This is a genomic window from Olleya sp. 1-3 (assembly GCF_002836085.1).
GTDB classification, from domain to species: Bacteria; Bacteroidota; Bacteroidia; order Flavobacteriales; family Flavobacteriaceae; genus Olleya; species Olleya namhaensis.
Window position 1 is genome coordinate 422,129 of sequence record NZ_PJBW01000058.1, and the last position, 15,244, is coordinate 437,372.

Sequence of the window (15,244 nt, forward strand, 5' to 3'; positions counted from 1 at the left end):
TTTAAATTAATACTTATGAAGTTTTTAAAATCTATTGCTTTCTTATTGGCATTTTTATGTTTTGGCTTACTACAAGCACAAGACTATAAGTTTTTACCTTCAGACCAACGTCTTTTATCCGATGAGGAAGTAAAAACTATGGAGATAGCAATTACTCCAGATGTATTATTGTACAACGAAAAAGGTAAACTTTTACCAATGTCGCAAGTACAATTAATGACTAACTCTGACTACAAACCCTTATTTTACGTAGATCAAAACAAAGCCATAAAATCGATTGTATTTAAACGTGTTAAAGCGGCTAACAATGTTATAGCTAAAAATCCTGAAGCTAATTTTACTAAAGGCGAAAAAGCGTTAGACTTTATTACCACAGATTTAGACGGAAACACCATTAAATTATCTGAACTAAAGGGACATGTTGTGGTACTTAATTTTTGGTTTACTAAATGCGGACCTTGTATTAAAGAAATGCCAGAACTAAACAAACTAAAGACTAACTTCAAGGATAAAAAAGTTAAGTTTTTGGCTATCACTTTTAATTCTAAAGATTTAGTAGAACAGTTTTTAAAAGATTCAGATTTCAACTTTACAATCGCATCTAATGCCAATGACGTTATTACCATGTATGGCGTTCAAAGCTATCCTACATCAATCGTTATTGATAAAGAAGGACAAATTGTAGCTAAAGAAATAGGTTATAGAACCAATATAAAAACGGTACTTACCAAAGCAATAAATGCAGCACTATAAATTACTAAAGCTTAACTACTGTCTAGTTATATTAAGCTTTTTTAGTATAACTTCTAGTTACGCGCAGGATCCTGAGGGTAACAATTTAAAAGTAAGTGATTCTACAAAATCCGGAGAACTTTTAAAGCAAATTGGAAATGGTTTTTTTCCTACCAAAATATGGAATTTTGATTTGCGTTACCTAATTAAATTTAACCAATACGAAGGATTTAGAACAGGTTTAGGCGGAATTACAAACGATAAATTTTCAGAAAAATACAGAATTGATTCTTACTTAGTTTACGGATTTAAAGACGATAGTTTTAAATACAAAATAGGTGGTGGATTTAGGATCAACAAAGACACCAAAACTTGGTTTAACATTTCTTATGTTGACGATTTAAAAGAAACGGGAAGTTCTGCCTTTATAACAGATACCCGATCGTTTTCTTTTTTCGAACCGCGATTACTAAACATAGATTTATTTCATAAACATATCACTTCCTCTATATCTTTAGAACATGAGATCACCCCAGAACTATACACAAAAACCGAATTAGCAATAAGCAACATAAGACCAACTTATGCTTATAACTATAATCTTAATGGACAAAAGTATAGCGGTTTTGAAACTACAACCGCAAAAATGGCATTGCAATGGGATCCATTCAATACTAGCGAAAAAAATAAAGAAGGCGCCACTATAAAAAATGAAGGGTATCCAAAATTTACATTACAATACACCAAAAGTTTTAGAGATGTACTTAACGCGGACTTTAATTTTTCTAAGTTAGATTTTAGAACCATTCATAAAATAAAACACAACAAACACTCTTACACCATAGGGACTTTATCTGCCGGTATAGCACATGGAAACACGCCTTTAACGCATCTCTATCATGCCTACCCTAACAACATTACTAAAGAAACCATTCTGCAACGATTTTCTGTAGCTGGTATAAACAGTTTTGAAACCATGTATTTTAACGAGTTTTTCTCGGACAGATTCTCTACACTTGTTGTTAAACATTATGTAAAACCTTTTGCCATAGCTAAACACTTTAATCCACAACTAGTGCTAGTTACGCGTTACGCACTAGGTAACATGAATAATATATCTAGACATGAAAACGTAAATTTTGGTACGCTAAATCATGGATACACAGAAAGTGGCTTTGAGATTAACAAATTACTATTCGGATTTGGACTAAGCGGGACTTACAGATATGGTGCTTATCACTTACCTAACGAAGAAGATAATATCGCAATAAAATTCACTTTTAATATTACATTATAAAACTAAATTTGTCTTACTAAATACAATGGTTTTATATACCTTTGCTCCGTTTTTTAGAGCATTATGTTTAAACTATTTTCAGCAAATTTCTGGGACGTTGTAGCAAGATTAATTTTGCGCAACAAAATAACTATTCTTCTTGGAGTAGTTGTCGTTACTATACTTTTTAGTACACAATGGAAGTATATGCGTTTTACGTATAGTGAAGCCAACCTACTTCCTGACGACCATGAAGTAAATATAACTTACAACGACTTTTTAAAAGTCTTTGGAGAAGAAGGTAACCTGGTGGTCTTAGGTGTCAAGGACACGACACTATTTACCGTAGAAAAGTTAAATGCCTGGAATGCCCTTTCTGATAGTTTTAGAAACGCACCAGAAGTTGAAACAGTAGTTTCAATAAAAGACCTACAAAAATTAGTAAAAGATCAAGAACACGAAAAATTTACGCTAGAACCGTTTATAAAAGATTCGGTTTCATCTATAGCAGAAATCGAAAAACTGCAAGACCAGCTATTTAACCAATATCCTTTTTACGATAACTTTTTATTTAATAAAGAAACCAAAACGGTTAGAACAGCCATATACTTAAAAAAAGATATAGTTAATACACCTGCAAGAAAAGACTTTATAGTAGACAATCTAGTCAAAAAAATAGAGGCTTTTGAAAAAGCAGAAGGCTTAGATGTTAGAGTTTCTGGAATGCCTTATATTAGAACACTTAATGCTCAAAATATAGTAGATGAGATTAATCTATTTGTTCTTGCTGCGTTATTAGTCACCTCATTAATTTTCTTTTTATTTTTCAGATCATTTAGAGCCACACTAATATCATTAGTTGTTGTTTGCATTGGTGTAATGTGGACGTTAGGAATCCTAGGGATGCTTAGGTATGAAATCACAGTACTAACAGCCTTAATTCCGCCATTAATAATTGTTATCGGAATCCCAAATTGTATATTCTTAATAAACAAATACCAACACGAGGTCAAGTCGCATGGTAATAAAGTAAAAAGTTTACAACGTGTTATTACCAAAGTTGGTAATGCCACATTAATGACAAACGTAACTACTGCTTCTGGTTTTGCTACATTTATCCTAACGGAAAGCACATTACTTAAAGAGTTTGGTGTTGTTGCCTCACTAAGCATACTTGCTATTTTTGTATTGTGTCTTTTAATTATACCAATAATTTACACCTTTTTACCTTATCCTAAAGAGCGCCATTTAGAACATCTAAACAAGCGTTGGATTGGTGGTTTTGTAAACTGGACAGTACGTATGGTAAAAGACAAACGTATTACTATTTATATTACTTCTATTGTTTTACTAATTGTATGCTTGATTGGTATTTTTCAAATAAAAATATCTGGAAGTCTGATAGAAGACATGCCTAAAAAAGCAGAATTTTTTCAAGATATCAGATTTTTTGAAGAAGAATTTGATGGTATCATGCCTTTAGAAATAATGATTGACACCAAGCGTAAGCAAGGCGTTATGAAATTGGCTACCTTAAAACGAATGAATAAAATTGAAGAGTTTATAAACGAGACTCCTGAATTTTCTAAGCCTATTTCAATTGTAGGATTAGTAAAATATTCTAAGCAAGCTTACTATAACGGTAATCCAAAATACTACCAATTACCAACTAGTATGGAAAATAACTTTATATTATCCTATGCTAAAAACTCGACTTCAAATGTCGATTTACTAAAAAACTTTGTTGATAGTACTGGACAATATGCGCGTATCACCACCTTTATGAAAGATATTGGGACTGACAAAATGGAGCGTATTCAGGAAAATTTACAAGATAAAATTACTAATGTATTTCCCGAAGAGCAGTACAATGTAACCATGACTGGTAAAGCATTAGTTTTTCAAAAAGGAACAAAATATCTAGTAAAAAATCTAGCCATATCATTGTCTTTAGCAGTTATTTTAATTTCGCTATTTATGGCATATATGTTTCGATCGTTTAGAATGATAGTTGTGTCATTAATTCCAAACTTATTACCGTTAGTCGTAACTGCTGGATTAATGGGTTACATTGGTGTGCCAATAAAACCTTCAACCATATTAGTCTTTAGTATTGCATTTGGAATATCTGTGGATGACACCATTCACTTTTTGGCAAAGTACAGACAAGAATTACAGGCCAATAATTGGAAAATAAAAAAATCTGTTTATGGCGCTTTACGCGAAACAGGTGTTAGTATGTTTTATACATCTATAGTATTGTTTTTCGGATTTTCTGTATTTATAATTTCAAGTTTTGGAGGTACAGTAGCATTAGGTGCATTAGTATCAGTAACACTGTTATTTGCGATGTTATCTAACTTACTTTTATTACCATCGTTATTATTATCTTTAGAACGAAGCATTGCCAATAAACAAGTATTAAAAGAGCCAACAATTAATATTATACCACGAGACGATGATGATGAAAACACATCTGTTTCCGAAGAAAAATAAAAGAGAACACTCTATTTTTAATTAAATTTTTTAAAAATGAAATCATTTACAGTAGCCACTTTACTTAAAGAAACCAAATTACAAGAAATACAAATAAAAGGTTGGGTTCGTACCTTTAGAGCCAATAGATTTATTGCTTTAAATGACGGTTCAACATTACATAATATCCAATGTGTAGTCGATTTTGAAAACACAGACGAAGCACTATTAAAACGTATTACAACAGGTGCTGCAGTTTCCATAACAGGAGAACTTGTAGAAAGTCAAGGAAAAGGACAATCTGTTGAAGTAACAGTAACTAAAATTGAAATTTTAGGAGATTCTGATCCAGAAACATATCCAATTCAACCTAAAAAACACAGTTTTGAGTTTTTAAGAGAAAATGCACATTTACGTACGCGTACAAGTACGTTTAGTGCAGTTATGCGTTTACGATCTGCATTATCTTTTGCGGTACATAAATACTTTAACGACAATGGGTTTTACTACATGCACACGCCAATAATAACAGGTAGTGATGCAGAAGGAGCAGGAGAAATGTTTAGAGTAAGTACTTTAGATCAAAAAAATCCACCATTAACCGAAGATGGTAGCGTAGACCAAACTAAAAACTTTTTTGGAAAAGACACAAACCTTACTGTTTCTGGTCAATTAGAAGCAGAAACATACGCCATGTCTTTAGGTAAAGTATATACTTTTGGACCAACATTTAGAGCAGAAAACTCAAACACATCACGTCATTTATCAGAATTTTGGATGATTGAACCTGAGGTTGCTTTTATGGACTTAGCGGGTAATATGGATTTAGCTGAAGACTTTATGAAATCGGTTATTTCTTATGTATTAGAACATAATGCAGACGATTTAGAGTTTTTAGACAAGCGTCTTTTAGATGAAGAAAAAACGAAGCCTCAAGCAGAGCGTAGCGAATTATCTTTAATCGAGAAATTAAAGTTTGTAACAGAAAACAACTTCAAACGCGTTAGTTATACTGAAGCTATTGATATTTTAAGAAACTCTAAGCCTAACAAGAAGAAAAAATTCAATTATATTATTGAAGAATGGGGTGCAGATTTACAATCAGAACACGAACGCTTTTTAGTAGAAAAGCATTTTAAATGTCCTGTAATATTATTTGATTACCCAGCAAATATCAAAGCTTTTTACATGCGTTTAAACGAAGATGGAAAAACGGTAAGAGCTATGGATATTTTATTTCCAGGTATTGGAGAAATAGTAGGAGGATCGCAACGTGAAGAACGTCTTGACGTTTTAAAAGAAAAAATGGCTGTACTAGATATTCCTGAAGAAGAATTATGGTGGTACTTAGATTTACGTAAATACGGAACTGCAGTACACTCTGGTTTTGGTTTAGGTTTTGAACGTTTAGTAATGTTTGCAACAGGAATGGGAAACATCAGAGATGTAATACCTTACCCTAGAACACCTCAAAATGCTGAGTTTTAAACTAGCTTAGATAAACTATGAAACAAAACCGTTTATCTAATTAATAAAATTATATATTAAAACAATCTACTAAAATCAAAAATGTAGATTGTTTTTTTTATTTTTATCCTAATTCTAAAACAAATCATGCTTAAACAATATTTACAGTTCAAATTATCGCAAAAGTTGTCGCCACAACAAATTCAATTAATGAAATTGATACAGTTGCCAACGCAAGCATTTGAACAACGTTTAAAGCAAGAGTTAGAAGAAAACCCTGCATTAGATACTGGGAAGGAAGAAAATGTTGACGAGTTTGATAACGATCTGGATAATACTCAAGATGACTTTGATGATAACGAAACAATAGATGCTGGAGATATTAATGTAGATGATTATTTAAGCGATGACGAAATACCAGATTACCGCACAAGCGTAAACAATTACAGCGCGGATGATGAAGAAAAAAGTGTCCCTTATGCTGCCGGAACATCTTTTACGCAACATTTAGTAAACCAATTAAATACGTACCGCTTGTCTGATGACGAACGTGATATTGCCGAGTTTTTAGTAGGTAGTGTTGATGAGAGCGGATATATCCGTCGTGTATTAAGTGATATTGTAGACGACTTAGCATTTACGCAAAGTGTGTATACAGATGAAGAAAAAGTTGGCAAAGTCTTAAAAATAGTACATCAATTAGATCCCGCTGGTGTTGGTGCAAGAAACCTTCAAGAATGTCTAAGTATACAATTACATAGAAAAGAGAAACAACCAGATGTACAATTAGCCACAGACATTATAGATAATGCATTTGATCAGTTTACAAAAAAGCATTACAAAAAATTAATGCAGAAATTTGATATTACTGAAATTCAATTAAAAGATGCCATTCACGAAATTGAACGTCTAAATCCAAAACCAGGAGGATCATACGCAGGTAACAATAGAATTGTAGAACACGTCGTACCTGATTTTGCAATAAAAATAGTAGATGGCCAATTAGAACTAACATTAAATGGTCGTAATGCACCAGAACTGCATGTATCTAGAGAGTATAATAACATGCTTAAAGGTTACAAAGAAAGTAAAGACAAATCTAAGTCGCAAAAAGATGCGGTTATGTTTATCAAACAAAAACTAGACGCAGCAAAATGGTTTATAGACGCTATTAAGCAGCGTCAACAGACTTTATTTGTTACTATGAGTTCTATTATGAATTACCAAAAAGAGTTCTTTCTAACCGGTGATGAGCGTAATTTAAGACCTATGATTCTTAAAGATATCGCTGACGAGATAGAAATGGATGTCTCTACAGTCTCGCGTGTTGCAAACAGTAAGTATGTTGACACACCATATGGTACAAAATTGATTAAAGAATTTTTCTCTGAATCAATGACTAATGATCAAGGAGAGGAAGTATCTACAAGAGAAATCAAAAAAATATTAGAAACTGTTATTGAAGAAGAAAGCAAGAAAAAGCCTTTAACAGATGCTGCATTAGCAAAAATATTAAAAGAAAAAGGGTATCCTATTGCGCGCCGTACTGTTGCTAAATATAGAGAACAACTAGACATACCTGTTGCTAGATTACGTAAGAAAATCTAATGTTATCAATTACTAAACATTAACACTTACAAACAGCTCAATACCTATTTAAAATGAAATGGATAATTAAAAGCATATCGGTTGTTTTTCATCCTATAATAATGCCTTTATTGGCAATTCATTTCTATTTTACAAAATCACCACGTTTTAGTCCAGAACCGTTTGTATATGCTAAGTTAGTTTCCATAACTATACTTTCTGTAGTGTTACCTATAATGGTTTATTTTCTATTAAAAACATTAGGTAAAACGGAGACTATACATTTAAAAACAACTAAAGAACGTATTATACCTTTGGTTGTTAATTGCGTTATTGTAAGTTTAATTATATACCGTGTATTTCCAGAAAATCAAATAGTAGAGTTACACTACTTTTTTGTAGCCGTACTACTATCAAACTTAACTTGCCTTGCACTAGCACTATTAAAATTTAAGGCCAGTATACATTTAATTGCTACAGGTGGTGTATTTATGTTTTTTGTTGCGTTTGCGATACATTTTAGTATCAATATAAATGGCAGCTTAGCCTTGTTTGCAATAATTACAGGTGCAGTAGCGACATCTAGATTATATCTGGAAGCACACACACCTAAAGAGTTAATAGCAGGATTACTAATTGGGATTATACCGCAAATAATAGTATTAAAGTATTGGTTATAAAATATAAAACATTAAACCAACCTTGATTGAAGACATATCTAAAGACTTAGAATCTATAGTTTGATTATCAAACATCGTATTCAATCCATAGTACAGGTAAAAATTCCACGTATTGTAACCAGCACTCAACGTTAATCCATACTGAAGCTTAGTAAAAGCATCGGAATTAGTCAATTTGATATCTTCAGGATCTCCTAAATATTTAGTTCCGTTGGCAAACACATATCCCATTTTAAAACCAGTATAAATTCTCCAAAAGCTATATTCAGTTGGCGTAGATGTCCTCCATCTATATTGAATAGGCATTTCTACTATATAAGTGTAAAATTTATTTTTAGAATAGCTTGTTTCGTCTTCATCAAGTACCGAGAATGATGTTACTCCATTACTCTCTGAAATCAATAAGTCTTGATTATAAGAATTAAAAGACAATCCTAAACCTACTCCAATAGCTTTGTTTCTATTTTTATTTATCGGCATGTCTCTTATAACTCCCATGTGAATACCACTTGAGAATGAATTTTGAGAGACCTCAGCTGGTTTGTTACCCAAAAGGTTATACGTTATACCCAAATAAAATTGATCCTCTCTGTAAAGCGAATCAACAACGGATTGGTAACCCACTGCTTCCTGAGCAAAACTAGTTGGTGCAAAAAATAAAACCGCAAATAAAAATATTATGTATTTCATACGTAAAACAAATGCAAATAATAATCAGAATTAACTAACAGAACAAACATAATCTAGTTTTGCAACTATAGATAAATCCTTTACCATAAAGATATAAAAAAACAAAAGGTGTTTTGAAAATTCAAAACACCTTTTTGCTATAAAATTAAGAGTAATTTTTATTTAAGTCCACTACCTTTTTTAGTAGTATAATTAATTTTCAATTGTCCTACTTTACGTAATTGTTGCTCGATATCTGATACAAGACCCATGTTTGTTTCTTTATCAACTTTTAAAGCTGCAATTAATTGTGGTATTTCAGATTCACGCTTAGATGCGCGCTCTGCAGCCACAAAAGATGCAATTTCATTAATATCTGCAAACTTATCGTTTAATTGAATTTTAGGTTCCTCACCCATGCTTTTATATTGGTCACTTGGTTTCCCAGCGTATATAAACATGATTAAGTTTTTTTGTCCTAATTTTTCAGTTTCCGCAGCAGACGGTAAATTATTTTTAATTTTCAAACTACTGTCTCTCATTACGGTAGCTACCATAAAAAAGAATAATAGCATGAATACAATATCCGGTAGAGATGCTGTAGAAATAGCTGGCAATTCTTTACTGCCTTCTTTTTTGAATTTTGACATAGTTTAATAAATTATTTAGGTTCTGCTTTAGAGATAATTCTAGGATACTTGTCCTTAATATTATCAATTTTAGCTTTTAACTTTTCACTTTTAAATTGAGGTGATTTAGAATCATCATAAGTCAACTCCATTTCTTTAAAAGAACGTCTGTAAAGCCTTTGCGCTAAACGTTCTCTTAATTCAGTGTAAGCACTAACCAATTGATCATAAGCTACAATAAACGTATTGTAATCTGTAGCTCTAGAATGGGTTATAGAGATAATTGCTTTTTCAGGGTGATCTGAAGACGCAGGGTCTTTAGCACCGTTACAATAATCACATTTCTGCTTTGCTGCATTCTCTCCTCCACCGTTATCAATAAACGCTAAAGCTGCTGCTTTTAAATCTTTGACATCCATTAACTCCTCTTCAACCAACATTTGGTTGTCCTTGTTTAACTCGACAGTAAAGATATTTTTCTGCTTAATAACAGTTTCTGGTGGTGGGATATCTGGTGGCAGTTTTGAACTAATACCAGAATCTACTTCAATAGTTGTTGTAACTAAGAAGAATATTAATAATAAGAAGGCAATGTCAGCCATAGAGCCGGCATTAACTTCTGGTGCTGATCTTTTTGCCATAATTATTTAATTAATTTTTTAATACCTGAAAAAAACATCGTCGCAATTGCACCTAAAATAAGGATGTAAAATGCTACTAATCCAGCACCTACCATTGTAGACTCGCCTTCTGATGCTACTAATCCATTGTATTTATAGATGTTAGTATCTCCTCCTGAAACAACATAAGCAATTAAAAGGACAGCTGCAAAAGCACCTAAACCAATTAATGTACTTTTTAGTGATTTACCACTTGTAAATAAGTTTTTTAAGATAAAAAACAATACAAATGCTAATACTAGTCCTAATGTTATGTAAGCTATAATAGCCATTGGCTCTACAACTGAAGTGTCACCATCTAAAGCCATTGCTTTAATAGTTTCATCTCCTTTTACAATAATATTTACTAAAACTCCGATACCAGCTAAACTCAATACTAAAGCAACTATTTTTAAAATCTTGTGCATATTCTTTAATTTTTAAAGTTAGTTATTGAGTAAATTATTTCTTGTACTTAGATAACATATCCATTAAGTTAATAGAAGAGTCTTCCATATCGTTAACAATACTATCTATCTTAGCGATAATGTAATTATAAAAAATTTGTAATATAATTGCTACAATAAGTCCAAATACAGTAGTTAATAAGGCTACTTTAATACCCCCTGCTACTAATGATGGTTGCATATCTCCAGCTGCTTCAATTTTATCGAAAGCTTGGATCATACCAATTACAGTTCCCATGAACCCTAACATTGGTGCTAATGCGATAAATAAAGAAATCCAAGATACGTTTTTCTCTAATTGTCCCATTTGAACTCCACCATAAGCTACAACAGCTTTTTCAGCAGACTCTAAGTCTCCATCTGCTCTGTCTAAACCTTGGTAAAAGATAGATGCAACTGGTCCTTTTGTGTTACGACAAACTTCTTTAGCAGCTTCTAAACCACCTGATTGAAGTGCATCTTCTACATCTTGAGTTAACTTTTTAGAGTTAGTTGTAGATAAATTTAAAAAGATAATTCTTTCGATAGCTATTGCTAATCCTAGAATTAAACATAATAATACAATACCCATAAAACCTGGTCCACCTTCAATAAAACGTTTTTTAAGTTCTTGGTGAAACGTTAAGTTTTCGTCTGCAGTTGCAGCAGCAGTAGTTGTATCGTCTTGTGTAAGTACTACAGTAGTTGCAGCAGTCATTGCAGCACTAGTAGTTGCATTTGCAGTTCCGAATGCCATGATACACGCTATGGCTAGGATAGAAAAAATTCTTTTCATTTTGTTGTTCTTAATTTTATTAGTTAAAGTGTTAAAGATATAAAAAAATTGTAATTAAAAATAAAAATAACAAAAAGAGCTGAAGTAAAACCAATAAGTTTTGCTTTTTACTACTAAAAGTTATCAAAAAAATCCAAAAGTTTAAGATGTTTGTCAATTAAAGGCTTTTTTATAACGTAAAAACCATTTCAATAAAACATCCGTCCGTTTCAAATTTCTTGCAGAGAGAAAGGGATTCGAACCCTCGATACGCTATTAACGCATACACGCTTTCCAAGCGTGCGCCTTAAGCCACTCGGCCACCTCTCTGTAAATACTACTAATTACAGTAGGGCAAATAACAAAAAAAAAACTATAAGTTAAAATTTTATGGGTTAATTTTAAGACATTTCTCCTCGCAACGCCGTTTCATATATGGTTTTGAATAAGTTAGCAGATATATTTTCTCCTAGTAAATACATTAATTTACACAATGCAGCCTCTGTTGTGATGTCTTTTCCGGAGATTAAACCTATTCTTTTAAGCTTTTCACTAGTTTCATACTGCCCCATTAACACACTTCCGCCTGAACATTGTGTCACATTAATAATAGGAATACCTTTATTTACAGTGTCTTTTAGCAGCTCTAAAAACCACTCTTCTGTAGAACAGTTTCCTGCGCCATACGTTTCTAGAACAACACCTTTTAATCCTTCTGTATTAAAAATACTTTCTAATATGTTTTTAGAAATACCAGGAAACAACTTTACTAAAGCAATATTAGAATCTAATGCTTTATGCACCACCAAGCCTTTTCTTGCATTTGGTTTAAACAAATACTCGTTATTAACCTTTAAATGGACTCCGCTTTCTGCTAAATCTGGATAATTTAAACTAGCAAATGCTTCAAAATGCTCTGCATTAATCTTTGTGGTACGATTAGCACGGTACAATTTATATTCAAAATACAATCCAACTTCTTTTATAACGGGTTTATTATAATACTGTAAAGAAGCTATTTGTATTGATGTAATTAAGTTTTCTTTTGCATCCGTACGTAGATCGCCAATAGGTAGTTGCGACCCTGTGAAGATGACTGGTTTTGCTAAATGCTCTAGCATAAAGCTTAAAGCTGAAGCAGTATAGCTCATAGTATCACTACCATGCAATACAACAAATCCATCAAACGCATCATAATTAGTCTCTATAACTTCTGCTATTTGAATCCAATAGTCAGGATTCATGTTACTAGAATCTATTGGTTGGTTAAATGAATACGTTTCAATAGTACATTCTAACAACTTAAGTTCTGGTATACGGACTAATAAATTCTCAAAATCAAAAGCACGCAAAGCTCCTGTTTCAGGGTCTTTAATCATACCAATGGTTCCACCTGTATAAATAAGGAGTATATTAGGAATAGTTTTAGTCATAGTCTTAGTAGGTGTTACTCAAAATTATTATGCTTAATTAAAATATATAATTATGCGCAGTCCTTGCAAATATAGTGTAAGTATAGGTTAGCAAATAGGTTTTACCTTTATGCTTAATAAAGCAAACTTATATCCCAAAAACTAATTTTGAATTGTCTGTAGTACAATCTGCTATTTGCTGTTCTGAGACTTGATATATCTCCGCTAACTTTTCTACTACCTTAATAATGTAGCTACTTTCGTTACGTTTACCTCTGTATGGTTTTGGTGCTAAGTAAGGCGAATCAGTCTCTAAAACGATATGTTTTAAATCTATTTGATTCAAAAACTGATCTATTTTTCCGTTTTTAAATGTCGCTACTCCTCCAATACCAAGCTTCATGTTATATGATATGGCTTGATGTGCTTGCTCTAAACTTCCCGTAAAACAATGAAAAATACCATATAAATCGTCACCTTTTTCTTCTTCTAAAACTTGAAATACCTCATCAAAAGCATCACGACAATGTATTACAATTGGTAAATTATGTTGTTTTGCTAATTGTATTTGTTGTCTAAATGCATCTTGCTGAATCTCCAAAGTGCTTTTGTCCCAGTATAAGTCTATACCAATTTCTCCAACAGCATAAAATTTATGCGTATTAAGCATCTCTGTAACATGTGCTAACTCGTCTTTATAATTTTCCTTCACGTGTGTTGGATGTAAACCCATCATTAAAAACACCTGTTTTGGATAGTCTTTTTCTAACTGTAACATACTATCTGTATATGTACTGTCTATTGCAGGAACAAACAATCTAGACACGCCTGCATCCAATGCGCGTTCCATCATTGTTTTTCTATCTTCATCAAAAGCTTCGCTATATAAATGTGTATGTGTATCTGTAATTATCATGTGGCAAAAATAAAAAAGTCATCATGGATATGATGACTTTTAGATAAGTATTTTACGTCCTTATATATAAGGTGTCTTTATTATTCTATTTTTTTCAATAACGTTAGTGCTTGACTATAATCATCTGCATCTGCCGGTATTGTCTTTAGTATAGCAATACAAGCTTCGTTTTTATCTTGCTTTAACTTACTAAGTGCTAAGTACCACTTGGCTCTGTTGATATAGGCAGAGCTTCCTTGTGAGATTATCTCTAAAGTTGTTTCCGCTTTAGCGAAATTATCTAACTCGATATTAGTAATAGCATAATAAAAGTTATATTCCACATTATCAGGATCGTCCTGAAGTAACTCTTCCAAATAAGTCCTAGCCTTCTCATACTCCTTATTATTAAATGCTTTTGTAGTTTTAATTAACAGCCCCACATTACCTTCTGATCCTCTAACCGAAAAATCTACCGTTTGATGTGTGTTAAAATCCGAGTAACTTGCGCCTCCTGAAAACTGATTATACACAAAAAAGCCCATTATTAAAGCAACACTTGCTGCTATGGCATATTTGTATAAACTAAATGTCTTTTTAGATTCTACATTACCCGTTGTTGTTTCTTTATTAAAATGCTTTGCAGAAATTGCTTCTAAATTAGCTTTAAAATCAGCATTTTTTTCTTCGTTACCAATGCTATGTTCTAAGTTGGAAGAAAATTCTTTATAGATAGTAAAGGCTTCTTTAAAGGCATGGTCAGTGTCTAACCTAGCTTTAAAAGCGATTTGTTCTTCTTTGGTTAAATCACCTGATAAATAAGATTCAAAAAGGGTGTAATCTTGTGCTTCCATAACTTTAATAATTAAGTTGATTAAATGTTGGCGACTCTTGAACTAACTTGGTTAATTGCCCGATACAAAGTGATTTTTTCTTTCGTGCGTAAGCATAACTTATATCTAAACTTTTAGCAACTTCTTCCATTGACTTGGTTTTAAAGGTTGCTTTAAGTAAATCTTTACAAGCCGCTCCAAGTTTTTGAAACATTTGATTAAATAAGACTTGCTTATCTTCAAATAGTGAGGTTTCAAAAGACAACTCTTGTGCGTCGTCATCTTTAGATAGCACCTCTTCGTTAATTGTTACCTCTTTTTTATTGTTTTTTTTCAAATAGTTTAACCACTTACGTTTACACAATAAAAAAAAGTAAGCATCAAAAGGACACGTTAATTGCAATTGTTTTTGACTGCCCTGATTATATATAGTTATAATGGTGTCCTGAACAATGTCTTGCGCTTGATCTGCATCGCCACTATTCTGCTTTATATAATTAATCACTTTAGGGACAAACGTATCATAGATAGCTTGTATAATAAAGGAGTTGTTAGCCACTAGGCCATCAACATACTTCTGGTCTTCGTGTATTTTTTTCTCACTCATAAACCCTTTGTTTCCAACGAATTTAAAAAAACTTAAGTAAATAAGGGTAACAAATTTTAAATGGTTTTGATATAAGGGTGTAACAGACAAAATCTGACAACA

The 15,244-nt window shown here is 32.2% G+C and carries 15 protein-coding genes and 1 tRNA gene; 6 read left to right on the top strand and 10 right to left on the bottom strand.

Annotation, left to right across the window (positions count from 1 at the left end; translation table 11 throughout):
* Positions 1–15: 15 nt before the first annotated feature.
* The 6 genes from CXF54_RS14960 (at position 16) to CXF54_RS14985 (ending at position 8,217) form a co-directional block, all read left to right on the top strand.
* Positions 16–753, top strand: coding sequence for a peroxiredoxin family protein (locus CXF54_RS14960; protein WP_101204113.1), 738 nt, complete (start codon positions 16–18; stop codon positions 751–753).
* Positions 740–2,029: a DUF5686 family protein gene (locus CXF54_RS14965; RefSeq protein WP_101204114.1), complete on the top strand. Its 1,290-nt coding sequence runs from the start codon at positions 740–742 to the stop codon at positions 2,027–2,029. The genes CXF54_RS14960 and CXF54_RS14965 overlap by 14 nt, the downstream gene beginning before the upstream one ends.
* 63 nt (positions 2,030–2,092) lie before the next feature.
* Positions 2,093–4,504, top strand: coding sequence for an efflux RND transporter permease subunit (locus CXF54_RS14970; protein WP_101204115.1), 2,412 nt, complete (start codon positions 2,093–2,095; stop codon positions 4,502–4,504).
* Positions 4,505–4,540: 36 nt separating this feature from the next.
* Complete coding sequence (gene asnS, locus CXF54_RS14975; RefSeq protein ID WP_090838062.1) at positions 4,541–5,971, top strand: asparagine--tRNA ligase; 1,431 nt, start codon at positions 4,541–4,543, stop codon at positions 5,969–5,971.
* A gap of 126 nt (positions 5,972–6,097) precedes the next feature.
* A complete protein-coding gene (rpoN, locus tag CXF54_RS14980; protein WP_090838063.1) occupies positions 6,098–7,558 on the top strand; it encodes an RNA polymerase factor sigma-54 in 1,461 nt (486 codons plus the stop codon).
* Between the two features lie 53 nt (positions 7,559–7,611).
* Complete coding sequence (locus CXF54_RS14985) at positions 7,612–8,217, top strand: phosphatase PAP2 family protein (RefSeq protein ID WP_101204116.1); 606 nt, start codon at positions 7,612–7,614, stop codon at positions 8,215–8,217.
* On the opposite strand, the gene CXF54_RS14990 is transcribed toward CXF54_RS14985, so the two are convergent.
* The 10 genes from CXF54_RS14990 to CXF54_RS15035 all read right to left on the bottom strand — a co-directional run bounded on the left by CXF54_RS14990 (position 8,212) and on the right by CXF54_RS15035 (position 15,142).
* Positions 8,212–8,907 carry a porin family protein gene (locus CXF54_RS14990; protein ID WP_101204117.1) on the bottom strand — a complete coding sequence of 232 codons (696 nt, stop codon included), beginning with the start codon at positions 8,905–8,907 and terminating at the stop codon, positions 8,212–8,214. The genes CXF54_RS14985 and CXF54_RS14990 overlap by 6 nt on opposite strands.
* A 158-nt stretch (positions 8,908–9,065) precedes the next feature.
* Positions 9,066–9,536, bottom strand: a complete 471-nt coding sequence (locus tag CXF54_RS14995) for an ExbD/TolR family protein (protein ID WP_101204118.1) — start codon at positions 9,534–9,536, stop codon at positions 9,066–9,068.
* An 11-nt stretch (positions 9,537–9,547) separates the two neighbouring features.
* Complete coding sequence (locus tag CXF54_RS15000; RefSeq protein WP_101204119.1) at positions 9,548–10,156, bottom strand: ExbD/TolR family protein; 609 nt, start codon at positions 10,154–10,156, stop codon at positions 9,548–9,550.
* Between the two features lie 2 nt (positions 10,157–10,158).
* The gene (locus CXF54_RS15005; RefSeq protein ID WP_090838072.1) at positions 10,159–10,602 is read right to left on the bottom strand and encodes a hypothetical protein; all 444 of its coding nucleotides are present in this window, start codon (positions 10,600–10,602) and stop codon (positions 10,159–10,161) included.
* A gap of 34 nt (positions 10,603–10,636) precedes the next feature.
* A complete protein-coding gene (locus CXF54_RS15010) occupies positions 10,637–11,416 on the bottom strand; it encodes a MotA/TolQ/ExbB proton channel family protein (protein ID WP_090838074.1) in 780 nt (259 codons plus the stop codon).
* Positions 11,417–11,637: 221 nt separating this feature from the next.
* Positions 11,638–11,725, bottom strand: a tRNA-Ser gene (locus CXF54_RS15015).
* Positions 11,726–11,796: 71 nt separating this feature from the next.
* Entirely contained in the window at positions 11,797–12,828 is a 1,032-nt protein-coding gene (locus tag CXF54_RS15020) for an asparaginase (protein WP_101204120.1), read from the bottom strand.
* Between the two features lie 127 nt (positions 12,829–12,955).
* A complete protein-coding gene (locus CXF54_RS15025; protein WP_101204121.1) occupies positions 12,956–13,723 on the bottom strand; it encodes a TatD family hydrolase in 768 nt (255 codons plus the stop codon).
* An 80-nt stretch (positions 13,724–13,803) separates the two neighbouring features.
* The gene (locus CXF54_RS15030; RefSeq protein WP_101204122.1) at positions 13,804–14,556 is read right to left on the bottom strand and encodes a tetratricopeptide repeat protein; all 753 of its coding nucleotides are present in this window, start codon (positions 14,554–14,556) and stop codon (positions 13,804–13,806) included.
* A 4-nt stretch (positions 14,557–14,560) separates the two neighbouring features.
* Positions 14,561–15,142, bottom strand: coding sequence for an RNA polymerase sigma factor (locus tag CXF54_RS15035; RefSeq protein ID WP_101204224.1), 582 nt, complete (start codon positions 15,140–15,142; stop codon positions 14,561–14,563).
* Between the last annotated feature and the right edge of the window lie 102 nt (positions 15,143–15,244).

Bases quoted from the DNA above. Each gene is read 5' to 3' on its own strand.
- CXF54_RS15030 (WP_101204122.1), bottom strand. From the start codon at position 14,556: ATGGAAGCACAAGATTACACCCTTTTTGAATCTTATTTATCAGGTGAT.
- CXF54_RS14965 (WP_101204114.1), top strand. From the start codon at position 740: ATGCAGCACTATAAATTACTAAAGCTTAACTACTGTCTAGTTATATTA.
- CXF54_RS14985 (WP_101204116.1), top strand. From the start codon at position 7,612: ATGAAATGGATAATTAAAAGCATATCGGTTGTTTTTCATCCTATAATA.
- CXF54_RS15000 (WP_101204119.1), bottom strand. From the start codon at position 10,156: ATGGCAAAAAGATCAGCACCAGAAGTTAATGCCGGCTCTATGGCTGAC.
- CXF54_RS15035 (WP_101204224.1), bottom strand. From the start codon at position 15,142: ATGAGTGAGAAAAAAATACACGAAGACCAGAAGTATGTTGATGGCCTA.
- rpoN (WP_090838063.1), top strand. From the start codon at position 6,098: ATGCTTAAACAATATTTACAGTTCAAATTATCGCAAAAGTTGTCGCCA.
- CXF54_RS14995 (WP_101204118.1), bottom strand. From the start codon at position 9,536: ATGTCAAAATTCAAAAAAGAAGGCAGTAAAGAATTGCCAGCTATTTCT.
- asnS (WP_090838062.1), top strand. From the start codon at position 4,541: ATGAAATCATTTACAGTAGCCACTTTACTTAAAGAAACCAAATTACAA.
- CXF54_RS14970 (WP_101204115.1), top strand. From the start codon at position 2,093: ATGTTTAAACTATTTTCAGCAAATTTCTGGGACGTTGTAGCAAGATTA.
- CXF54_RS15010 (WP_090838074.1), bottom strand. From the start codon at position 11,416: ATGAAAAGAATTTTTTCTATCCTAGCCATAGCGTGTATCATGGCATTC.
- CXF54_RS15020 (WP_101204120.1), bottom strand. From the start codon at position 12,828: ATGACTAAAACTATTCCTAATATACTCCTTATTTATACAGGTGGAACC.
- CXF54_RS14960 (WP_101204113.1), top strand. From the start codon at position 16: ATGAAGTTTTTAAAATCTATTGCTTTCTTATTGGCATTTTTATGTTTT.
- CXF54_RS15025 (WP_101204121.1), bottom strand. From the start codon at position 13,723: ATGATAATTACAGATACACATACACATTTATATAGCGAAGCTTTTGAT.
- CXF54_RS15005 (WP_090838072.1), bottom strand. From the start codon at position 10,602: ATGCACAAGATTTTAAAAATAGTTGCTTTAGTATTGAGTTTAGCTGGT.
- CXF54_RS14990 (WP_101204117.1), bottom strand. From the start codon at position 8,907: ATGAAATACATAATATTTTTATTTGCGGTTTTATTTTTTGCACCAACT.